The sequence below is a fragment of the Pararhodobacter zhoushanensis genome (assembly GCF_003990445.1).
Taxonomy (GTDB): domain Bacteria; phylum Pseudomonadota; class Alphaproteobacteria; order Rhodobacterales; family Rhodobacteraceae; genus Pararhodobacter; species Pararhodobacter zhoushanensis.
The window spans coordinates 88,890-111,521 of record NZ_REEZ01000013.1; the positions used below are offsets into that span (position 1 = coordinate 88,890).

At 64.9% G+C, this 22,632-nt stretch carries 18 protein-coding genes; 1 reads left to right on the forward strand and 17 read right to left on the reverse strand.

Going from position 1 to position 22,632, the window contains the following annotated elements; translation table 11 throughout:
- Nucleotides 1–17: 17 nt before the first annotated feature.
- The 17 genes from EAE28_RS20575 to purQ all read right to left on the reverse strand — a co-directional run bounded on the left by EAE28_RS20575 (nt 18) and on the right by purQ (nt 21,914).
- Entirely contained in the window at nt 18–452 is a 435-nt protein-coding gene (locus EAE28_RS20575; protein ID WP_164736722.1) for a hypothetical protein, read from the reverse strand.
- A 410-nt stretch (nt 453–862) separates the two neighbouring features.
- On the reverse strand, nt 863–2,467 hold the full coding sequence (locus EAE28_RS20580) for a carboxyl transferase domain-containing protein (RefSeq protein ID WP_127109780.1): 1,605 nt from the start codon (nt 2,465–2,467) through the stop codon (nt 863–865).
- 55 nt (nt 2,468–2,522) lie between these two features.
- A complete protein-coding gene (locus tag EAE28_RS20585) occupies nt 2,523–4,085 on the reverse strand; it encodes an AMP-binding protein (protein ID WP_127109782.1) in 1,563 nt (520 codons plus the stop codon).
- Nucleotides 4,086–4,124: 39 nt separating this feature from the next.
- The gene (locus tag EAE28_RS20590) at nt 4,125–4,637 is read right to left on the reverse strand and encodes a lysozyme inhibitor LprI family protein (protein WP_127109784.1); all 513 of its coding nucleotides are present in this window, start codon (nt 4,635–4,637) and stop codon (nt 4,125–4,127) included.
- Nucleotides 4,634–5,797 (reverse strand): isovaleryl-CoA dehydrogenase, encoded by a 1,164-nt coding sequence (locus tag EAE28_RS20595; protein WP_127109786.1) that lies wholly within the window; start codon nt 5,795–5,797, stop codon nt 4,634–4,636. Before EAE28_RS20595 ends, EAE28_RS20590 begins: the two co-directional genes overlap by 4 nt.
- A 66-nt stretch (nt 5,798–5,863) precedes the next feature.
- Nucleotides 5,864–6,238: a hypothetical protein gene (locus EAE28_RS20600; protein ID WP_127109788.1), complete on the reverse strand. Its 375-nt coding sequence runs from the start codon at nt 6,236–6,238 to the stop codon at nt 5,864–5,866.
- A gap of 62 nt (nt 6,239–6,300) precedes the next feature.
- On the reverse strand, nt 6,301–6,894 hold the full coding sequence (locus EAE28_RS20605) for a LysE family translocator (protein ID WP_127109790.1): 594 nt from the start codon (nt 6,892–6,894) through the stop codon (nt 6,301–6,303).
- A 68-nt stretch (nt 6,895–6,962) separates the two neighbouring features.
- Nucleotides 6,963–8,348, reverse strand: coding sequence for a TRAP transporter large permease (locus tag EAE28_RS20610; RefSeq protein WP_127109791.1), 1,386 nt, complete (start codon nt 8,346–8,348; stop codon nt 6,963–6,965).
- Between the two features lie 12 nt (nt 8,349–8,360).
- On the reverse strand, nt 8,361–9,365 hold the full coding sequence (locus EAE28_RS24050; protein WP_220443974.1) for a TRAP transporter small permease subunit: 1,005 nt from the start codon (nt 9,363–9,365) through the stop codon (nt 8,361–8,363).
- Between the two features lie 83 nt (nt 9,366–9,448).
- Nucleotides 9,449–10,480, reverse strand: a complete 1,032-nt coding sequence (locus EAE28_RS20620; RefSeq protein ID WP_127109793.1) for a TRAP transporter substrate-binding protein — start codon at nt 10,478–10,480, stop codon at nt 9,449–9,451.
- Nucleotides 10,481–10,696: 216 nt separating this feature from the next.
- Nucleotides 10,697–12,061, reverse strand: coding sequence for a cytochrome P450 (locus EAE28_RS20625; protein ID WP_127109849.1), 1,365 nt, complete (start codon nt 12,059–12,061; stop codon nt 10,697–10,699).
- A 5-nt stretch (nt 12,062–12,066) separates the two neighbouring features.
- Nucleotides 12,067–13,287, reverse strand: coding sequence for a hypothetical protein (locus EAE28_RS20630; RefSeq protein WP_127109795.1), 1,221 nt, complete (start codon nt 13,285–13,287; stop codon nt 12,067–12,069).
- Between the two features lie 242 nt (nt 13,288–13,529).
- Entirely contained in the window at nt 13,530–14,282 is a 753-nt protein-coding gene (locus tag EAE28_RS20635; RefSeq protein ID WP_127109797.1) for a cytochrome c biogenesis CcdA family protein, read from the reverse strand.
- 101 nt (nt 14,283–14,383) lie between these two features.
- Nucleotides 14,384–17,347: an Rne/Rng family ribonuclease gene (locus EAE28_RS20640; protein WP_127109799.1), complete on the reverse strand. Its 2,964-nt coding sequence runs from the start codon at nt 17,345–17,347 to the stop codon at nt 14,384–14,386.
- Between the two features lie 612 nt (nt 17,348–17,959).
- Complete coding sequence (locus EAE28_RS20645; protein ID WP_127109801.1) at nt 17,960–19,333, reverse strand: sigma-54-dependent transcriptional regulator; 1,374 nt, start codon at nt 19,331–19,333, stop codon at nt 17,960–17,962.
- An 88-nt stretch (nt 19,334–19,421) separates the two neighbouring features.
- Nucleotides 19,422–21,137 carry a sensor histidine kinase gene (locus tag EAE28_RS20650; protein WP_246022514.1) on the reverse strand — a complete coding sequence of 572 codons (1,716 nt, stop codon included), beginning with the start codon at nt 21,135–21,137 and terminating at the stop codon, nt 19,422–19,424.
- Nucleotides 21,138–21,245: 108 nt separating this feature from the next.
- The gene (purQ, locus tag EAE28_RS20655) at nt 21,246–21,914 is read right to left on the reverse strand and encodes a phosphoribosylformylglycinamidine synthase subunit PurQ (RefSeq protein WP_127109805.1); all 669 of its coding nucleotides are present in this window, start codon (nt 21,912–21,914) and stop codon (nt 21,246–21,248) included.
- A gap of 229 nt (nt 21,915–22,143) precedes the next feature.
- Between purQ and EAE28_RS20660 the strand changes: the two genes are divergently transcribed.
- On the forward strand, nt 22,144–22,629 hold the full coding sequence (locus tag EAE28_RS20660; protein ID WP_127109807.1) for a (2Fe-2S)-binding protein: 486 nt from the start codon (nt 22,144–22,146) through the stop codon (nt 22,627–22,629).
- The last annotated feature ends 3 nt before the right edge of the window (nt 22,630–22,632 follow it).

Below are 22,632 nucleotides of genomic sequence, written 5' to 3' on the forward strand. Positions count from 1 at the left end.
CGGCGCGGTGCAGCGGCTTAACCGGCGCAGTGATCGTGGGGCGTTCGGCGCAGAGCGTGGTTGACCGAGTGCCCGTCGGCATAGGCGATCGCGACATTGGCATTGGCATTGGGCCGGATGGTGAAATCCAGATCGTCCGCGAACCAGACGCGCAGGCGCAGCGCCGTTTGGGCGCGGATCCCCGCCCAGGCCTCGGGCAGGCAGCGTGCGCCCAGAATGGGCGCTGCGGGCACGCCCAGAAGCTGGACCGTCACCACGGCATTCGTCAGCACCTGCGGCTGTTCGCGCGGCGGGGCGACGATGGAGGCAAGGCTGATATCCGTCCGCGTGGCAGGCTCGGGTTCGCCGCATTGCACCAGCAGCGTGTTGCCGTTGACCACCGACAGCAGACGGCACTCCCGCCCGGTCGATCCGCGCAGTCCGGCCATGAGGTCCAGCAAGGGCGGTGCCACCAGCAGCAACACAGGGACGAGCAGAAACCAGCGTCGTGACGGTCGCCAGCGAAGAAAGCGGAGCCTTTGGTTGTGAGGCGCATAGCCTTGCCCTGCCGGTCCCCCGCGCGGATCGAAGGGATCGCCCCGCCCGACTAGCCGGGGTTTTGAGCGTTTCCAAAAGAAGCGGGGCACAAGGGTCATGATAGCTTTGCTGCCCCGAGTCTTCGGCGAAAATACGGCGCAAACTGCCTGAAATTTCGAACGCGCCACTCATTGTCGATAAATTCGGTTTAGTGAGCGAGTTATCCGGGGATTTAACCACGACGCCCGACAGCGGAGACGAGCGCCAACGCCCGCTGCGCTGCGCGCCGGTTCCGCCTGCAAAGCAATCATTCCATAAGAACCGAGGCTGCTCCATGCCCCTTCCCTTACATGCGGAACACGCCAAAGCGCGTGTCCTCAATCGGTGCATTCAGCGCGGCGCTCAGCGACAGTGAGAGCACATCACGGGTGCGGCGCGGGTCGATGATCCCATCGTCCCACAGCCGGGCCGAGGCATAGAGCGGGTGGCTCTGACGCTCGAACATCTCGATCGTGGGGCGCTTGAACTCCGCCTCTTCCTCGGCCGACCAGCTGTTTCCCGCGCGCTCGATCCCCTCACGCCGCACGGTGGCCAGCACGCCTGCCGCCTGCTCGCCGCCCATCACCGAGATCCGGCTGTTGGGCCAGCTCCACAGGAATCGCGGCTGATAGGCGCGCCCGGACATGCCATAGTTGCCTGCCCCGAACGAGCCGCCAACCATCAGCGTGATCTTGGGCACCGAGGTCGTCGCCACCGCCGTCACCAGCTTGGCCCCGTGGCGCGCGATGCCCTCGTTCTCATATTTCCGACCGACCATGAAGCCGGTGATGTTCTGCAGGAACACCAGCGGGATCTTGCGCTGCGAGCACAGCTCGACGAAATGCGCGCCCTTCACGGCGGCCTCGGAAAACAGCACACCGTTGTTGGCAATGATGCCGACCGGGCAGCCCTTCACATGGGCAAAGCCTGTAACCAGCGTCTCGCCAAAGCGCGGCTTGAACTCGTCAAAGCGCGAGCCGTCGACAGTACGGGCGATGATCTCGCGGATGTCATAGGGCGTGCGCAGATCTGCGGGAACGGCACCGAGGATTTCATCGGGATCATAGGCCGGTTCTTCAACGCTCGCCCATTGGACCGTCTCGGGCTTGCGGCGGTTAAGATGGCCGATGGCACGGCGCGCCAGTGCCAGCGCATGCGCGTCATCCTCGGCCAGATAATCCGCCACGCCCGACAGCCGCGTGTGCACATCGCCGCCGCCCAGATCCTCGGCCGTGACCACCTCACCCGTCGCCGCCTTGACCAGCGGCGGTCCGGCCAGAAAGATCGTGCCCTGGTTCTTGACGATGATCGTCACGTCCGACATCGCGGGCACATAGGCCCCGCCTGCGGTACACGAGCCCATCACCACCGCGATCTGTGGGATGCCGCGCGCCGACATATTGGCCTGATTATAGAAGATGCGGCCAAAATGGTCACGGTCGGGGAAGACCTCGTCCTGATTGGGCAGGTTCGCGCCGCCGCTATCGACCAGATAAACGCAGGGCAGATTATTTTCCGCCGCGATCTCCTGCGCGCGCAGGTGTTTCTTGACGGTCATCGGGTAATAGGTGCCGCCCTTCACCGTGGCGTCGTTGCACACGACCATGACCTCATGACCCATCACCCGGCCAATGCCCGCAATCACCCCCGCACCGGGGGCCGCACCGTCATAAAGCCCATGCGCCGCCGTCGCGCCGATCTCAAGGAAGGGCGAGCCGGGGTCCAGCAGGTTGGCCACCCGATCACGCGGCAGCATCTTGCCCCGGCTGACATGGCGGGCGCGGGCTTTCTCGCCGCCGCCCTGCCCGGCGGCCTCGGCGGCCGCCTGCACCAGCGCCAGCGCATCCAGATGCGCGGCACGGTTGGCGCGGAAGCTTTCGGAGCCGGTCGTGATTTTCGATGACAGCTTCATTGGTCAAGCCCCTTCAGATCCAGTCGCGTTTCAGTCGGTGTGGCGGGTGCGCGGGTCATGGGTGCTCCTCCATCGCCCTGCGCTTCAAGTCCTTGCGGATGATCTTGCCCGTTACAGTCATCGGCAACTCACGCTCAAAGCGGACATCGCGTGGGACTAGGTGCGCGGACAGGCGGGTGCGGATATGGGCCTGCAGGTCGGCCTCGGTCGCCTCAGCCCCGTCGTTCAGCACGACATGGGCGCGGATGCGTTCGGTGCGCTCAGGGTCGGGCACGCCGATCACGGCGGCCATGGCAACGGCGGGATGGCGCAGCAGGCAATCCTCGATCTCGGCCGGGCCGATGCGGTAGCCGGCCGAAGTAATCACGTCATCCTCGCGCCCGACAAAGCGCAGATAGCCCTGCCCCCACAGCCCCCGGTCGCCGGTCAGCATCCAGTCACCGCGGAACTTCTCGGCGCTCGCTTCTGGCCGGTTCCAGTAGCCCAGAAACATCGAGGCCGAGCCGCGTTTGACCGCGATGTCGCCCTCGATCCCATCGCCAAGCGGGCCGTCTGGTCCCAGCACGGCCAGCGTATGCCCCGGCACCGGCTTGCCGATGCAGCCTGGGCGCGGCGGGAACAAAGACCCGGCGGAGGAAGCGATCATGTTGCCTTCGGTCTGGCCGTAGAACTCGTTGATCTGCAACCCGAACGCCCGATGGCCCCAGTCGAGCATCTCTGCCCCCAGCGGCTCGCCGCCCGAGGCCACCGAGCGCAACCCCGGCAGCGCGATATCCGCCGAGCGCAGCAGTTTCAGCGCGGTTGGCGGGAAGAACACGTTGCGCACGCCGCCCTCACGGATCACCTCGCGCGCGGCCTCAGCTGTAAACTTGGGCAGACGGGCAGCCACCACCGGCACCCCCAGCGCCAGCCCCGGCATCAGCACGTCGAACAACCCGCCGATCCACGCCCAGTCGGCTGGGGTCCAGAGCACATCGCCGGGCTGGCCCAGCCGGTCGTGGCTGATCTCCACACCCGGCAGATGGCCGGTCAGCACGCGGTGGCCGTGCAGCGCGCCCTTCGGTGCGCCCGTGGTGCCCGAGGTGTAGATCAGCACGGCGGGGTCGTCGGGGCCGGTATCAACGGGCTCAAGATCGGTGTCGTGCAACGCGATCAGCTCGGGAACATGGGCGGTCACATCAAGCGCGCTTAGCAGCGCAGCCCCTTCGCCATCGGTGACCACATGCCTCACACCGGCATCACCCAGCCGAGTGTGCAGCGCGTCAGGGCCAAAGAGTTTGAACAACGGCAGGCTGATCGCGCCCAGCGTCCAGATCGCCAGATGCGCAGCGGCGGTCCAGGGATCTTGCGCACGCAGCACGCCAACCCGGTCACCGCGCGTGACGCCCCGGTCGGCCAGATAGCCCGCCAGCGCCCGCACCCGCCACGCCAGATCGCCATAGCTGACATCGCGCCGCTCGCCCTGCGACAGGTCAATGAGCGCCAGCCGTTCGGGCTGATCCAGCCAGTCGAAACAGGCCTGCCGCGCCATGTTCAGGCGCGCGGGCAAGGCCCAGTCGAAACCGGCACAAAGGACGTCATAGCCGCCGACAGCCGGAAGCGTCGGACCCCGGCTCATCCTGCCTGCTCACTCAGCCACGCGGCGCGCATTGCCCTGTCACCCTTCGGTCAGCATCTGGCGAAGGCTGCGCAACTGAATCGTGCGCTCGGCGGTCATCTGCATCTGGCAATCCGCCCCGGTGATCTGGCGCATGCTTCCGCCACCCCAGACCGCGTATTCCATCGCACAATTGGCGTCCCGGAACGCAATCCACGCGCGCTGCGCATCGCGCAGGCGGTCCGCGCGAACGGCGAATTCCGGGTTGGCGGGCTGTTCGGCGGCGTCCATCTGGCGCGCAGCGGTGCGTGCGCTTTGGTATTCCTCGTTCAGAAGCACATCCCACGCGTCGCGCTCGGCCAGCAGGCAGGACATCATCCCGACCGTGCTCTGCCCGCCCGGCGCCCCGTCCATGCAGGCACCTGATCCGACCCCGATGCAGGCGCGCGCCGCAGCCTCGTCTTCGCTTGCATCAAGGCAGGCAGCAACGCCGGTCATGAAGCCGGCAAAAGGCTCTTCAGCCTGCGCGGCGGCAGGCATGATCATGGCAACGGCAAGGGCGAGCGCTTTCATGCCATCGCCCCCATCAGCTCGCGACCTACCAGCATGCGGCGGATCTCGGAGGTGCCCGCGCCGATTTCCATCAGCTTGGCGTCGCGGAACAAGCGGCTGACAGCGCTGTCATTCATGAACCCCGCCCCGCCCATAGCCTGCACAGCCTGATGCGCCTGCACCATCGCCTGTTCGCTGGCATAAAGGCAGCAGGCGGCGGCATCGGCGCGGGTAACCTCGCCCCGGTCGCAGGCCTTGGCGACCTCGTACACATAGGCGCGGGCGGAATTGAGCGCGGTGTACATATCGGCGATCTTGCCCTGCATCAGCTGGAAATTCCCGATGGGCTGGCCGAACTGCTTTCGTTCGGTGACATAGGGCATGACCTCATCCAGACAGGCCGCCATGATCCCCGGCCCGATGGCGGCCAGAACGACACGCTCATAATCCAGCCCCGACATCAGCACCCGCACGCCACGGCCCTCTTCGCCGAGGATGTTCTCGAACGGCACTTCGACGTCTTCAAACACCAGCTCGGCGGTGTTCGACCCCCTCATGCCCAGCTTGTCGAAATGCGCGCTGGTCGAGAAGCCTTTCATGGTTTTCTCGATCAAGAAGGCCGTGATCCCCTTCGATCCCGCCGCCGGGTCGGTCTTGGCATAGACGACCAGCGTGTCGGCATCGGGGCCGTTGGTGATCCAGTATTTCGTGCCGTTGAGAACAAAGCGGTCGTTCTTTTTCTCGGCCCGCAGGGTCATGGACACCACATCCGAACCCGCCCCTGCCTCGGACATCGCCAAAGCACCGACGTGCTTGCCGCTGACCAGACCGGGCAGGTATTTCGCCTTCTGCTCGTCCGAGCCGTTCAGTTTGATCTGGTTCACGCAGAGATTGGAATGCGCGCCATAGCTCAGGCTGATCGAGGCCGACGCGCGGGCGATTTCCTCGACCGCGACGGCGTGGGCCAGATAGCCCATGCCCGCGCCGCCGTATTCCTCGGACACGGTGATGCCCAGCAGACCCATCTCGCCCAGCTCGCTCCAGAGCGCATTGGGGAAGGCGTTGGTGCGGTCGGTCTCGGCCGCCAGCGGTTTGATGCGGTCTTGCGCGAAACGGTGCACGGCGTCGCGCAGCGCGTTCACATCCTCGCCCAGGTCGAATTTCATTGATGCGGTGAACATGGTCGCTTCCCTCCCCGGAATTGAACGCTTGTTCATTAAATACCGGGATGCCCGGATTCGGTCAAACTAATTCCCGTCCCCCTCGGCGGATGGCACGCCGTGACGTAGCGACGCGCGGCGGCGTCCGGGGCGTTCGCCCTCACCAATCGGGGTGGCATCAAGCCAGGCGCGCTCGTCCGCACGGTCAGCCCGGCGCGCGGCGGCGTTGTCGGTGCCCCAGGCGCGGGGCCGGGTTTTCAGACCTTCGGGCTGCAGCGCCGCGTCTTCCGGGGCGACGGCCAGCGCCGCCTTGTCCAGACGCCTGAGACTGCGGTTGCCCGCCGCCTTGATCCGCGGGGCATTCTTGCGCGAGGCCTTGTCGGACGAATTGGAACAGATCTTGCGCTGGCGAGCGTTGGTCTTGGCCTTTTCGCGGGCCGGATCGCGGGGTTTGTCACGCATCTATGTGCCTCCTCGCCCCTCAAAAAGCCATGCTGCACCCGGCGGCGCAACCAACGATTGCGTCAGCGGAAGATCAGCAGGGTCGTGACCGCCAACAACACCGCCATGATGCGCAAGAACACCTTCCACGCGGTAGGTGCGGCCAGAAGCGCGGTCAGCAGCGATCCGGCGGCGGTCCAGAACAGGCAGACCATCAGGTTGAGCGACGAAAACGCCGTAGCAAGGCGCGCGGCCTCGAACCACGCTTCCTGCCCCGCGCCGTAACCGGCCGAGGCGGCGAAGGCGACGGCCCAGACCTTGGGGTTGATCCATTGGAACAGCACCGCGCCGAAGAACGACAGCGGCTTTTCATCGGGGTCTGCGGCTTTGCGCGGCTTGGACGAGGCTTGCCAGAGTCCCCAGGCCATCCACAGGATGAACCCGCCTGCCCCCAGCCTGAGCAACAGGTTCAGAAGCGACGACGCCTGCACCGCCGCACCCACCCCCATCGCCGTGACACCGGCGGTGATGCCGACGCCGACCACGACACCGAACAGATGCGGCAGCGTGCGCAGGAAGCCAAAGCGCGCACCCGAAGCGGTGAGCATGATCACATTCGGCCCCGGCGTGAACAGGCCGAGAAAGACGAAGCCATAGAGCAGCGGGTCGAAAAACATGGCAGGCTCCATGGAAAACGGGCGGCAGGGTGTCTGCCGCCCGGATACTGCGTTCAGTGCCCCAAGTTCTAATCGCCCAGCACGAAACTTGGCAACCACAGAACGATATGCGGGAAGATCACACACAGGATAAGCCCCAGGACCTGCAGCATCACGAAGGGGATGATGCCTTTGTAGATCATCTGGATCTTGACCTCGGGCGGTGCGACACCTTTGAGATAGAACAGCGCAAAGCCGAACGGTGGGGTCAGGAAGCTGGTCTGCAGGTTCACCGCGACAAGGATCAGGAACCAGATCACGATCGGCTCGGAAATCCCCGCCCACGCACCGACATGCCCGCCGAAATCGAGCAGGGCCACGATAGGCGCAAAGATCGGCAGCACGATCAGCGTGATCTCGATCCAGTCAAAGAAGAACCCCAGCGCAAAGACCATCGCCATCAGCACGAACAGGATCGACCACGGACCCGCCGACGAGTTCTGGATGAACTCGACGATCAGATGCTCGCCGCCGGTTGCCTTGAACACAAAGCTGAACGCCGTGGCGCCGACGAAGATGCCGAACAGCATCGCCCCGGTCAGGGACGAGCGGTAGCACACATCCTTGAACGTCTCCCAGGTCAGGCGGCGGTTGAACGCGGCCAGCACCACCGACCCTGCCGCGCCCACGCCCGAGGCCTCGGTTGGCGTGGCAAGCCCGGCAAAGATCGAGCCCAGCACCGCGGTGATCAACAGGATCGGCGGCAGGAACGAGCGGAAGATCATCTTCCACAGCTCGGCCCGCGTCGAAGGCCCAATGTCATCGGGCATCGGCGGGGCCAGATGCGGCTTCCAGCGGCAGAGCAGGAAGATATAGACGGTGTAGAGCACCGCCAGCATCAGACCCGGCAAGACGGCGGCAATGAACACCGTGCCGACAGGCACCGACAGCAGGTCGGACATGATGACCAGCATGATCGACGGCGGGATCAGGATCCCCAGCGTGCCCGAGGCGGCAATGGTGCCGGTGGCCAGCGGGATCGAGTAATTCGCCTTCATCATGACCGGCAGCGCCATCAGCGTCATCATCACGACCGAGGCCCCGATGATGCCCGTTGTCGCGGCCATGATCGTGCCCATCAGCGTAACCGACAGCGCCAATCCGCCCGGCACCCGGCGCAGCAGCACTTGCAGGGCTTCCAACAAATCCGCCGCGACGCCGGATTTCTCCAGCATAGTGCCCATGAAGGTGAACATCGGGATCGCCACCAGCACCAGACTGGCCATCGTCCCACCGTAGATCCTGAGCGGGATCAGCTGGATCTGGTCCAGCCGGAAAACCCCGGCCCAGTCGCCCAGCACCGCAAAGAGCAAGGCAACGCCACCAAGAATGAAGGCGACCGGGTAGCCGGTGAAAAGCACCACGGCCAGCACGCCGAACATGATCAGCGGCATGAGGTAAATGAGAGTGTCCATGCTTTTCCCCGATCAGGCCTCGGCCGCCTGGCCGTGTTGGGTGTCACCCGCGTACTGCCCCGATTCAGCGCGCATACTGGCCGGGCCGAACAGATAGACCACGCATTTCAGCGCCGCCGACAGGCCCGCGAGAGCCACGAAGACGAAGCCGAGCGGCAGCATCCCCTTGATGATGAAGCGATACGGCAAGCCGGTCAGCGCATCCGACCCCTCGCCGATGTTATAGGCGCGCAGGGCATTCTCGCTGCCGTATTCGATGACCACGTAGCAATAGGGCACCATGAACAGCAGCGCCCCGAACAGCTCGATCCATGCCCGTGTGCGCGGGCGCAGCACGTCGCGCACCAGCTCGATGCGCACATGCGCGTCATGGACATAGCCATAGCCCAGAGCCAGCAGGAACAGCGTGGCATGCAGATGCCATTCCATTTCCTGCAACCGGGTCGAGGTGAAGGTCTTGTACCAGTCCGTGCTGGTGAAATCCGGGCTCCAGCCAAGGTATTTGCGCTGGATCACGTCATACAGGATGATCAGCATCATCGGCAGGAACAAAAACGCCGCCGCCTTGCCGACGGTCGTGCAGGCCTTCGCCAGCCCGCGCGAGGCGTCCATCATATAGCGAAACGTGCCCTGAGCCGCGCCGCGCAAGGCCAGCACGGCGAGCACCAGAAAGAAAATCGTCGCCGCGATCAACAGCGGCGTGGCATAGGGCACCAGCGGCTCGAAGAAATCGAGCGTGACCTGCGCCTCTTCCCAGCCATCGCGCTGGCGGCGCACCAGTCGGGCCAGCTGGTTCAGCTGGGTCGTGGTCAGGGCCAGCGGCGTGGAAATCATGATCGACGACCAGCCCAGCAGCGATGCCGCCATGAACCAGCCCGGGGTCGATTTGAGCAACCAGGCCCCGATGTGAGAAACGATGATCACACCCAGAGCGTAGAACACCAGCATCGACGTCGGATCGAGGACGACGATGACGGCGGACGCCATCAGGGTAATGATCGACAGTAGCGTGCCCATGGCGTGCCTGCCCCTTCGATGTCTGCAGAACAGTCAGGGCGTCCCGTGACCGGGACGCCCTTCGGTGTCAGATCGGCAGGCGATCAGTCCAGATAGGCCAGATCGCGCCAGCGGACATAGTTCTGGCGGAAGGTGGTGTAGCTCTCGTAGACGCGGGCGAAGTCTTCGTCCTCAGCGACCAGCTCGGCGGCAACCTCGTCCCAGGCGGCTTGCAGCCCGGCCAGTTCCTCATCCGTCCAGCGGTGGATCTGCACGCCGTGCTCTTCTTCCAGCTCGCGCAGCGCGTCGACCTGAATCGCTTCGCCCTCGGCCAGACCATAGGCGATGTTGGCGTCGCAGACGGTGTTGATCATCAGCTGCGTGCGCTCGTCCAGGCTTTCCCACAGGTCGAGGTTAATCATCAGATCAAAGAAGGTCGACTGCTGGTGCCAGCCCGGGAAGTAATAGTGCGAGGCAACCTGATAGAAGCCGAGGTTAAGGTCGATGGCGGGCATCGAGAACTCGGTCGCATCAATGGTGCCCAGTTCCAGCGCCGGGAAGATGTCACCGCCAGCCAGGAGCTGCGTCGACACGCCCATGCGCTCCATGACTTTGGCACCAAGGCCAAAGAAACGCATGCTCAGACCGCGCAGATCCTCGAGCGAGGTGATCTCTTCGCGGAACCAGCCCGAGGCTTCGGGCGCGATGACGGCGCAGATGATCGACTTGATGTTGTGCGGCTCGTACAGTTCTTCAAGGAATTGCTCGCCGCCGCCGAACTTCAGCCAGGCCAGATATTCCGAGGCGCGCGGACCAAAGGGCACAGCCGCCAACAGTTGCAGCGCAGGCACGCGTCCCGCCCAGTAACCGGGGGTGGACCAACCGGCTTCAACCGCGCCCGAGCCAACCGCATCGAACACTTCGAGCGCCGGCACCACGCCGCCCGGGTTCTGGAAGTTCACGGTGATGTCGCCGCCGGTGATCGCGGTGATCTGCTCGGCAATGCGGATGCCCAGCGTGCCCAGTTGCGGCAGCGAGCCGGGATAGGTGGATTGCAGGTTCCAGGTCTGCTGAGCCTGCGCGCCACCGGCGAACAGGCTGGCGACCAAGGCAGAAGTGGTCAGAATTTTTTTCATGTCTCTCTCCCTGAGAGCGGTCATTGTCCAGGCGGAGTTCCCTTCTCCGTCCCAGCGGCCGCCTTTTTTAACGACTGTGAAGGCAAACCTTGAGTGATCACCGCCGTGCCCCTCCTCAGGGTGCGCCCGCGTCACAGCCGTCCTCCACACTCAAAGAGGTAAAACTTTCTTACCAATCTGTCCAAGAAAAAATTGGCTGTGGTCAGGCTTTCTGACTCAACAGCTGCGCGGTGCCAGCGACAGCCAGATCCCGTCTTGCGAGCGCACGGTCAGTTGCGCCACGGGGCGGGGTGTTTTGCCCTCAACCGTCGCCACGCGCAGTGCCCGCACGATCATTGCCAGCAACAGCGGTCCCTCGACCATGGCGAACCCTGCCCCCGGACAGGCGCGTGGCCCTGCGGAGAACGGTATGAACCCGTCCCGCGCCGCGACCCGCCCTTCAGGCGTTTGCCAGCGATGAGGGCAAAACGCGTCGGCATCCTTCCAGATCAGCGGATTGCGCCCCAGATGCCACGGGCTGAGGACCACCTGCGCGCCGGCCTCGACCTTGCGCCCGCGAAATTCCACCGGGCACGACGCTTCACGCACCATCATCGGCACGGGCGGATAAAGCCGCAGCGCCTCGCGGAACACATCACGCGCCAGTTTCAGGCGGCTGACCGCGCTGAAATCAGCGGGCCCGCCCAGCTCTCGCTGCGCTTCCTCGGCCAAACGGTCCTGCAACGCGGGGTCAAGCGCCAGCATGTACAGCGCCCAGCCAAGGGCCGAGGCTGACGTCTCGTAGCCCGCCAGAAAGAACACCGCCACCTGATCGATCATCTCGGCATCGTCGAAGGGCTTGCCGTCGACCGGGTCCACGGTTGTCATGATCTTGGTCGCCAGATCGTCTGGCGCCACCCCCGCCGCAATCGCCGCGCGGCGCGCCGAGACCAGCTCGCGGGTCAGCGCGCGGATACGCTGCGCCGCTTTCACCGTCGCACGGCGGTGAAACTTCGGCATCCAGCGCGGCAATGGCAGGAAGGCGGCAAGGTTCAGCAGCGGCTGCGTGCCCTGATAGGCGCGAAACGCCTGAAACACCGCTGTGGCCGTAGCGTCCTCGATCGGCACGGAAAACAGGGTGCGAAAGATCACATCCGCCGTCGAATGGCTCATCTGCGCTTCGATATCGAGCGGTCCCTGCCCGGCCTGTGTTTGCAACCGCGCCACCGTTGCCTCGCCCGCCGCCCAGATCGCAGGGTAGGTATCGCGCAGCCGACCGCCTTCGAACGCCGGGTCGATGATGCGGCGCTGCCGCTGCCACGCCGCCCCGTTGGTCAGAAAGACACCCTGCCCCAGCAGCGGCTCCAGCCCCGCCACCATGCGCGGGGATTTGGGGAAGTTGAGCGGCTCTTCGGTCAGAACCCGCCGCCACAGGGACGGCTCGTTTACCAGAAACGTGTGCAGAAACGGGATGCGAAACTCGGCCATCTTGGCGCGGTAGAGACGCTCGGGGTTCGCCGACAGAATGTCGCGCCGGAACGCGCGCAGATAGCGCCAGAAGGCAAACCGCCCCTCGCGCGCGGGCGGCTTGGGCGGGATGATCAGGCTCACGCAACACTCCGATGCGGCGAGAATGCCCGGCGCTCGACCTGCGGTGAAGGCGCTCGGTCCCGGTAGCGATCGGCCAACAACACCGGGCCTGCGGTGATCTGGAAATAGTCGTAGTCGCGGGGCCGGTCGAAGGCCGCAAGGTATTGGAAATGCACCTGAAAGAACTTGCGCCGGATGCGTTGCCATTTCTCGGCGCTCAGCGCCTCCGAGAACGCGGCCGAGAAGACCAGCGGCTGATGCGTCTGGGCATTGGCCACGCCGCAAACCCGCGCCGGATCGGTCAGCCAGAAGCACACGCCATCGCCCTTGGCGCTCACATCAACCCAGGTGATCGCGGCACTTCCGGCCACCTGCTGCACATCCGCCCGCAACCGTTGCGCATCGGGCAGGAAGGCCTGCATCGGGATCGCCTGACCCAATGTGAGCAGCGCCAGCTGCGCGCCGTTCGCGGGCAGCCCCCGCCGCTCGACCGCCGCCGCCAGCGTCACCGCCAGCGCGGCCCCTGAGGAATGGCCGATGATCAACACCTCGTCGGTGCCGTCCGTCAGCGCCTCGGTGACCAGATCCGCGAAATGGTCGAGCCGGGCCTGCAGCTCAGGGCTGTATGCGCCGTTATGCGCGGCGACCTCGGCGAAATCATAGAGCAGGTAATAGGCGTAGAACTTGGCATCCAAGCGACGGAACGCCGCAAGCAGGCTGCCGACGATCCCCGCGCCCAAAACCGCGCCCAAAAGATGCGCAACCCAGCCCCCGACAAAGGCCGCAAGCCCCCACCACACCATCGCCGCCATAAACAGCGCGAGCAGCAACTGCCCCAGCAACATCCCCACGGGCCAGGCCGCCGTGAGCATCGACAGGGGCCGGAACCGCAGCATCGCCGGGATCGCGCCGGTACGCAGGAAGGTCCACAAAGTGCGCACCAAAAGCAGGTAGGTCGCAACGATCCCGCGCTCCATGCTGGCACGGACCAGATCGGCCCAGACCATAACCTCGATCTGCGCCTCGGTTTCGAAACCGTCGATACTGGTGTGAACCTGCCAGGCGTAGCGCCCTTCGGCCTTGGGCCCAGGGTGCAGAGTGAGCGAATAGCCCGAGATTGCCGCCTGCGCCGGTCCCTCGCGCCGGTACAGCTCGCGGTAGCGCCGGGGGGGGAACGGGTCGTACCCGGGCACATAAAACACCCGTCGTCTGCGCACTTGTCCCGTCGTGCCGCTCATACTCGCCCCACATTTTGACAGCTACGCTACGCCAAACACCTGCCGCTGGGAACCCGGAAGCGACGCGAGGGGGCCAGCCCCCTCTGCGCTGACGCGCATTCACCCCCGGGATATTTCAGGAGCAAAGAGGCGCATGGTTAACAGGTCGCTAACTAGCATTTTCTGTCTGTAAATATCCACGGGAGGAGTCCAGAGGAGGGGGCGTGCCCCTCCTCTGGCGACGGGGCGCGCAGCCCCCCGCCTTACCCGATCTGGCCGAGAAACGGGAACACATCCAGCAGCCAGAACGAGAACGAGGCCATCGCGCCCGTGATCAGCGCAATCCCGACAACCACCAGCAGCACGCCCATGACCTTTTCGATCACGCCCATCCACGGCTTGATCCGGTTCATCAGCCCGATCGCGCGGGTGATGAAGATCGCGGCCAACAGGAACGGCAGCCCCAGTCCCACCGCATACGCCGCGAGCAGCGCGGTGCCGCGGGTGACCGAGCCTTCGGAGGCCGCGAGCGAAATGATCATGCCCAGAATCGGGCCAATGCACGGCGTCCAGCCAAAGGCGAAGGCCAGCCCCAGCACATAGGCGCCAAAGGCCGAACCGCCGCGATTGCCCGCGTCCAGCCGGGCCTCGCGCATCAGGAAGCCGATCTTGAACAGCCCGAGGAAATGCAGCCCCATGACGATCACCACCACCCCGGCGATCTGGGCGAAGGTCTCTCGGTATTCCAGAAACAGCCGCCCAAGGCTAGACGCCGTGAAGCCCAGCAGCAAGAACACCGTGCTCAGCCCCATCACGAAGAACAGCGCGGGCACAGTCGCTGCACTGGGGCCCTTCTTGCCATCGGTCAGCTCGCGCATCGAAATGCCCGACATATAGGCCAGATAGGGCGGCACGATGGGCAGCACGCAGGGGCTGAGGAACGACAACAGGCCCGCCAGCAGCGCCACGATGAGTGAGGGCAACAGGGCTGCGTCGAAAAGGTCGATGCCGAACATGGGCCAGACTCCGCTTGTGGCTTCCACCAATAGAGCCGCGCCCCCCATTCGTCACGGGGGGCGCGGCTCACGTTCGTATCAGTGCGTCACCGCGTCGCGGTTCAGCTTTTGCGGGCCCACCAACCCGCCCGGCGCGGGCGCGCCGGGTCGGTCGCAGGCTCTTCGGTAACCTCGGCGGGTTTCGGCTCTGCGTCGGCTCCCTTGGCGACCGGCGCCTCGACAGCGACCTCCGCTGCGGGTGCCTCAACAACCGGCACTTCGACAACGGTCGTTGCCGGGGCCTCAACGGGCGCTTGCGCTGGCACCTCGACCGGTGCTTCCACCGGGGCCTCGGCCGGGGCTTCAACGGGTGCCTCGACAGGCGTTTCGCCGGGCGCTTCAACCGGGGTTTCCACGGGCGTTTCAACCGGCGCGTCAGTCGCTGCGGCAGCAGTTACCGCCTCTGCCGCTTCCGTCTCGGCCTTGGGCTTGCGGCGCGTGCGCGTCCGTTTGCGCGGCGCAGCCGTCTCGCCCTCTGCGGTGGCGTCAGCCGGGGCAGCTTCGGCAGCCGGAGCTTCGGCCACGGTCTCGGCGGCGGTTTCGCCCTCAGCCTCGTCCACCTTGGGTTTGCGGGCCCGCGACCGGCGCTTGCGAACCGGCTTCTCAGGCTCGGCCGGCGCTTCAGCCTCAGCCGGAGCGGCCTCGACCGTTTCGGTGGGCGCCTCGGCCGCTACCGGCTCATCGCCCGCCGCGTCCGCACCCTCGGCGTTGCCTGACTCGTCGTCACCGTTCGACTCATCATCTCCCGTCGACTCGCCGTTCTGACCGCCGCGCCGACGACGCCGACGGCGACGCTTGCGCTTGCTGCCATCACCATCGCCGCGTGCATCACCTGACTCGTCCGTCGCATCGTCACGGGCCTCCGCGACGGTCTCGGCTTCACCCTCAGCCTCGATCTCATCCTCGACGTAATCCGCCATGGCGTCATCGACCGAGGACATGGTCAGAGCATCCAAAGACACCACCGGCGTCGAGGGAACACTCACGATCCGCGTAGCGGTCTTGAACTTCTCGATCGAGTAATCCGGACTGACCAGCGACGCGTCGCCCTCGATCCGGATCGCCATGCCGTAGCGCAGCTCGATCTGGGCCAGATGCTCGCGCTTGGCGTTGAACAGATAGTTCACGATGCCATAGGGCGCTTTGACCAGCACTTCCTTCGAGCGGTTGCGTGTGCCCTCTTCTTCCAGAGCGCGCAGGATCTGCAGCGCCAGAGAGTTGTCCGAGCGGATCAGGCCCGTGCCGTGGCAATGCGGGCACGGCTGGGTCGTCGCTTCGATCATGCCGGGGCGCAGGCGCTGACGGCTCATCTCCATCAGGCCAAAGCCCGAGATGCGGCCAACCTGAATGCGCGCCCGGTCACTGCGCAGCGCGTCTTTCAGACGCTTTTCGACGGCGGCGTTGTTCTTGCGCTCTTCCATGTCGATGAAGTCAATCACGATCAGACCGGCAAGGTCACGCAAACGCAACTGGCGGGCGACTTCGTCCGAGGCCTCAAGGTTGGTCTTCAGCGCCGTGTCCTCGATGGACCCTTCACGCGTCGACTTGCCCGAGTTGACGTCGATGGCAACCAGCGCCTCGGTCACGCCGATGACGATATAGCCGCCCGATTTCAGCTGAACCGTCGGGTTGAACATCGCGGCCAGATAGCTTTCCACCTGGAAGCGCGCGAAAAGCGGCATCGCTTCCTGGTAGTGCACAACGCTCTTGGCGTGGGACGGCATGATCATCTGCATGAAGTCCTGCGCGGTGCGGTAGCCCGCCTCGCCTTCGACCAGAACCTCGTCGATGTCCTTGTTATAGAGATCGCGGATCGACCGCTTGATGAGGTTGCCCTCTTCATAGATCGGTGCCGGAGCGATCGAGCGCAGGGTCAGATCGCGGATCTGCTCCCAGACGCGGAACAGGTATTCATAGTCGCGCTTGATCTCGGGCTTGGTGCGGTTGGCACCCGCCGTGCGGATGATCAGGCCCGCGCCCTCGGGCACGTCGAACTCACCGGCGATTTCCTTGAGCTTCTTGCGGTCGGCGGCATTGGTGATCTTGCGGCTGATGCCGCCACCGCGCGCGGTGTTGGGCATGAGCACGCAATAGCGACCGGCCAGCGACAGATAGGTGGTCAGGGCAGCGCCTTTGTTGCCGCGCTCTTCCTTGACGACCTGCACCAGCATGATCTGCCGGACTTTGATGACTTCCTGAATCTTGTAGCGGCGTGCGCGCGAGCGGCGTTGCGGGCGCACTTCGTCGGACACGTCCTCATCAGCGACCGACTCGATCTGGTCGTCGCGGTCGCTGGCGTTGTCCGCGGCGCGGAACGGCTTCTCGTCGTCGTCGTCGCTGTGGTCTTCGTCGTCGCCGTCGGCCTCTTCTTCCAGCTCGACGATATCCATGGCGCCATAAGTGCGCAGCTCGGTGCCTTCGGCTTGAGCCGCCATCGGTGCCTTGGGTTCTGCCGGCGTTTCGGGCTCGGCCTCAGCGGCAGGCGTTTCAGCCGCCGGCGTGTCAACGGCTGCGGGCTCGGCGACGGGGGTCTCTTCCACCACCGGCGCTTGCGTCACGACCGCAGCGCTTTCGACGGTAGCTTCAGACGGACCCTCCTGCTGGGCGTCCGCGACGGGCTGATCGTCGGCCTGATCCTCGGTGGTGGCGTCGGCGTTCGCCTCGCCTTTGGCAGGCTTGTCATCGCCACGACGGCGGCGCGACGAGCGGCGGTTGCCCTCATCGTCCTGATCGCGGGCCATGGCGCGCTCTTCTTCAAGCAGCGCTTTGCGGTCGGCGACGGGGATCTGGTAGTAATCCGGGTGGATCTCGGCAAAGGCCAGAAAGCCGTGACGGTTGCCGCCGTAATCGACGAAAGCCGCTTGCAACGAGGGTTCGACCCGCGTGACCTTGGCTAGATAGATGTTACCGGCAAGCTGCCGTTTGTGGATGGTCTCAAAGTCAAATTCCTCGACCTTGTTGCCGTCCAGAACCACGACGCGGGTTTCTTCCGCGTGCGTGGCGTCGATGAGGAGTTTCTTTCCCATGGTGTCTCGCTGCCCCGCGCGCCACATCGCCCGGCCCGGAGGGACCGCGCGCCTGAGCATCGGGGGGTAAGGTGGGGGCAATGCCATGCGACAGCGGACGGAGGGCGGCGATTTCGCGCGTCCCGTTCACGTTCCAAGCTGATGCGCACTCTGGCATCGCGGTTGCAGGCTCCGACGCTGCCTGTGCAGGCAGCGCCCTTTAAAGTCCGGGCCGACACGAGGGTCTGACCGGGCAATCCGACGGCTTTGAGGGCCGATCCCGCCCAAATCTCACCTTGCGGGAGAGTTGAGCCATGAATTTCGCGCAACAGTCGCGTGACATGTCGCTAACTCAGCATAGGGGGGAAGCGGACTACTGTTCAATGGGTAAAATGCGACAGGTCCTGCTGTGGCCGCGCATCTCGCGCCGCGACAGCTGAGAAAAGAAGGGGGGCCAGCCCCCCTCTGCGCAAAAGCGCATTCACCCCCCGGGATACTTGGAGACAGAAAATGAACATGGTTAACGTTACGTTAAGCGCATTTTCTGTCTGAAAATATCCACGGGGGGTGTCCAGAGGGGGGCGCGTGCGTCCCCCTCTGGCGACGGGGGGCGAGCAGCCCCCCGCCTACCCGTCAGACGTAATCGGCCCGGCTGAGCCCGTATTTCGCCATCTTCTCGTTCAGCGTCCGGCGCGGGAGGCAGAGCTCTTCCATAACCGCGACGATGGACCCCTTGTGGCGCCGCATCGTGTTGTCGATCAGCGTGCGCTCGAAAGCCTCGACATAGTCCTTCAGCGGCTTGCCTTCGGTTGTCAGCGCGCCGCCGGACGCCTCGTTCTCGGCCATGACCAGCGACACGACCGAGCCCGAACCACGCCGGTTCTGCAACACGGCCTGTTCGGCAATCGAGATCAGCTGGCGGATGTTGCCCGGCCACGGAGCCTGCAGCAGATAGGCCGCGTCCTGCGCGCTCAGATCGGGTGCGGGGCAGCCGTACTCTTCCGAATAATCCGTCGCATAGCTTTTGAACAGCGCCAGAATATCCTCACCGCGCGTGCGCAAGGGCGGCAGGGTCAGCTTCATCGCAGCCAGCCGGTAGTACAGATCCGGGCGCAGCACGTCTTCCAGAGTTCGTCCCGGCCCGTGGTCATTGCAGATCGCCACGATTCGCGTCGCGGGCGGAGCGGGCTGGTCGTTGATGAAGGTCAGCAGCCGCCCTTGCAGCGCAGGGCTCAGCGCCTCGACATCCTCAAGGCACAGCGTACCGCCACGGGCTTCTTCGACCAGCGGCAACCCTCCCAGCGCAACCGGGCCGAACAGACGCGCGGCCAGCGCGTCATCCTCGACCCCGGCGCAGGAGACGCTGACGAACTTGCGCCCGGCGCGCGGGCCGACAGCGTGCAGCGCATGGGCGACCAGCGTCTTGCCAGTGCCGGTCTCGCCGTCGATCAGCACGTGACCGTCAGCCTGCCCGTAGTCCAGCAGATCCTCGCGCAGGCGCACCATTTCTGTTGAGTTACCAACCAGCCGGCGCATCAGCGTGCTGCCATCAGCCAGTTCGTTGCGCAGCGCGCGGCTTTCCAGCGCCAGCGCGCGCGCTTTCAGCGCAGCGCGGGCCAGATCGGCCATCCGCTCGGGGTCGAAGGGTTTCTCCAGGAAATCCCACGCCCCCAGCCGCATCGCCTCGACCGCCATGGGCACGTCGCCATGCCCGGTAATCAGGATCACCGGCAGCGTCGCATCCAGCCCCATCAGCCGCTTGAGCAGCGCCATGCCGTCCATGCCGGGCATGCGGATGTCGCTGACCACGATGCCGGGGAAATCCGGCCCCAGCACCGACAGCGCCTCTTCGGCACTGGCGTAGGTTTCGGGCTGGAAACCCGACAGCGACAGCCATTGGCTGATCGAGGCGCGCATGTCCTGCTCGTCGTCGATGATGACAATCCGCGTGGGGCTGCGCAGGGCCTGGGCCGTGGCGGGCGCGACGGCGCTCTCTGGGGCGCTCATGAATGGTCTCCGTGTGATCTCAAATTCATAGTCTCTCTGTCGGTCAGTGCTTACAGGGTGCCAGCGCTCAGGCTGTGTGTATACCACGTCATGCAACACTTTGTCCGGCGTTCACCAGCACGGGTAACGCAATCTCGAACGCGGCGCCGCCTTCGGGCAGGTTATGGGCGGTCAGCCGTCCGCCATGGTCGGCGATAATGCCCGACGAGATCGCCAGCCCAAGGCCAACCCCCTCGCCCGGTTTCTTGGAGGTATAGAACGGCTCGAAGATCTTTGCGATCTCGGCGATCCCTGCCCCGTTGTCGCGGATGGTCAGGGTGACGGTATCGCCCTGCGTCAGCAGGATCTCGATCTGTGGCGCGTTGGCCTGACGCGTGGCATCAACCGCATTGCGCATCAGGTTGATGATCACCTGCTCCAGCCGCAGCCGGTCGCCCATCACCATGGTCGGGTCTTTGGGCAGCGTGCGCACCACCAGCACCCGGCGTTCGCGCAGGCGCGGCTCCATCATCGCCAAGGCCTCGGTCACCGAGGAGCGCAGGTCCAGGGGGGCAAAGGCGTCGCCCCCCTTGCGCGCGAAGCTTTTCAGCTGGCGGGTGATCGCGCCCATCCGGTCGATCAGGTCGTCGATGCGCTGGAAACTGACCAGCGCCTCTTCCGAGCGCCGCCGGGTCAGCAACAGCCGTGCCCCGGCCAGATAGGTCTTCATCGCTGCAAGCGGTTGATTGAGTTCATGACTGACCGCTGCCGACATCTCGCCCAGCACTGCCAGTTTCGAGGATTGCACCAGCGTCTGTTCCGCGACGTGCAGTTCTTCCTGCACCTTTTCGCGCGCCGCAATCTCGCGTTGCAGGCGCAGGTTCAGCTGGCGCAGCTCGACCGATTCCTGCTCGAACCGCGCGGATTGCGACCACGCGCGGCGCGAGAAGATATAGAACACCATCGCCAGCAGCAGCGCGAAGCCCATGATGATCAGCGCCAACACGCCGTTCACCTTCTCGCGCACGCCGTCATAGGTGGTGAAGCTGATCAGCCGCCAACCGCGATGCTGCACGCGGCTCTCGGACCGCAGAACCGCCTCGTTCGACAAGAACGCATCCGGTCCGCGGCCGGCCAGATCGGCGGTATAGCGCAGCGCCCATTCGATGGCCGAGGGCGCGTCACGCAGTTCCAGCGCCTCGGCCTCGGTCCGGCCGCGCCAGCGCGGCTCGGTCGCCAGAATAATCCGGCCTTCGCTGTCCAGAAGTGCGACGGCATCCGAGAACCCGGCCCACGAGCGTTCGAACTTGGCCAGATCGACCTCGACCGTGACCACGCCCAGCACCTGCCCATTCGCGCGCAGCGCCCGCGAGTAGCCAAAGCCGTAGCCGCCGGAATCGCGGGGCTGAACGGCGAAGATCGTGTCATTGGCGCGGCGTGCTTCGATGAACAGCGTTTCCGAGGTACGGGTCACGCCAAGCCGGTTCCGGTCTGTCGCAGCAACGACCCGGCCCGAGATATCGAGAAGTTCGATCGACGCGGCACCAACCTCGGATTGCAGGCCGATCAGCAGTTGCGAGATCGAGGCGTAATTGCCGTTTTGCAAGGCTTCGCGCAGCACCGGGTCGCGGGCCAGCAGGATCGGCACGATCTGCGTGCGCTGCATTTCGGCTTCGATGTTGCCCGCATAGAGAACCAACCGCAATTCGGCGCGGTTGCGCGTGTCGACGGTGAAGCTTTCGCTCAGCCAGTCGTCCATCACCCAGACGACGGCGACTGCGATCACCAGCAATAGACCAACGACGGCCTTGCCCCATGCTGGCATGCCGCTGCGCAATGCTGCCAAGGGGGCAGATAGTCGTGTCTCGTCCGTCATAACGCCAATCTATGCGGCGAAACGGGCGGCCTCAAGCCGCGCCGGGGCGCGCGCGCTTCAGGTAAGCGCCAAGGCGCCCATCAAGCCGTCGAACATCGCCATGCCATCCGTGCCACCATGCTCGGAGCTGATCGCACGTTCAGGGTGCGGCATCAGGCCCAGCACGCGACGGTTTTCCGACAGAATACCGGCGATGCTGTCCATGGACCCGTTGATGTTCTGCGCATAGCGGAACGCGACGCGGTCTTCACCTGACAGGCGCAGCAGCGTTTCGGGGTCGGCCTGATAATTGCCGTCATGATGCGCAACCGGGATCACCGCGGTATCGCCAAGGCTGTAGCCCCGGGTAAAGGCACTGTCAGTGGTGGTCACACGCAACTCGACAGGCTTGCAGATGAACTTGAGCCCGGCATTGCGCATCAACACGCCCGGCAGCAGACCGGTTTCCACCAGCACCTGAAAGCCGTTGCAGACACCCAGCACATAGCCGCCACGCTCGGCGTGTTTGATCACGGCCTTGGCGATGGGGGAATGCGCCGCAATCGCGCCGCAACGCAGGTAGTCGCCGAACGAGAAGCCGCCGGGAATGCCGACGATATCAGTGCCCTCGGGCAGCGCGGCATCCTTGTGCCAGACCCGCGTGACCTCGGCCCCTGCCGCCTCGAAGGCAACGGCAAGGTCGCGGTCGCAGTTGGAGCCCGGGAAGGTGATGACGGCAGCTTTCATGCGCGCCTCCGCTGGTGTGATGATGGCCTTCCTTACTGCGCCGGGACGCCGGGGGAAAGAGGGTTTGGCCCGCTTTGCTCAGGCATAGGCACGCCCTGCCCCGCAGTTTCCCTGTGTGGCGCGCATATCAGTGTGACTGTCACGTTGCGAACGCCTCAGATAGTCCTAAGGTGGCATATCGCCACTTTTTGCAGCGTGCTTACATGCTGCCATCCTAAGGGAGGGATTCATGACCAAGGTTACTTTGACCGTGAACGGCAAGTCGATGTCGGGCGAGGCCGAAGGCCGCACGCTGCTCGCCTCGTTCCTGCGCGACACGCTGGGCCTGACCGGTACCCATATCGGCTGCGACACCAGCCAATGCGGCGCGTGCGTCGTGCATCTGGACGGCAAGGCGGTGAAAAGCTGCACCCTGCTGGCGATGGATGCCGATGGCGGCAATGTCACCACGATTGAGGGCATGGCCAACGCCGACGGCTCGCTGAACACGATCCAGCAGGCGTTTCAGGACCACCACGGCCTGCAATGCGGCTTTTGCACGCCGGGCATGGTGATGTCGGCCTCGGCTTTGCTGGCTGAGAACCCGAAACCGACTGAATCCGAGATCCGTCATTACCTCGAAGGCAACATCTGTCGCTGCACGGGCTACCACAACATCGTCAAGGCGGTGCTGGCAGCGTCAGGACAGGATGCCAACGTCATGGCCGCCGAGTGATCG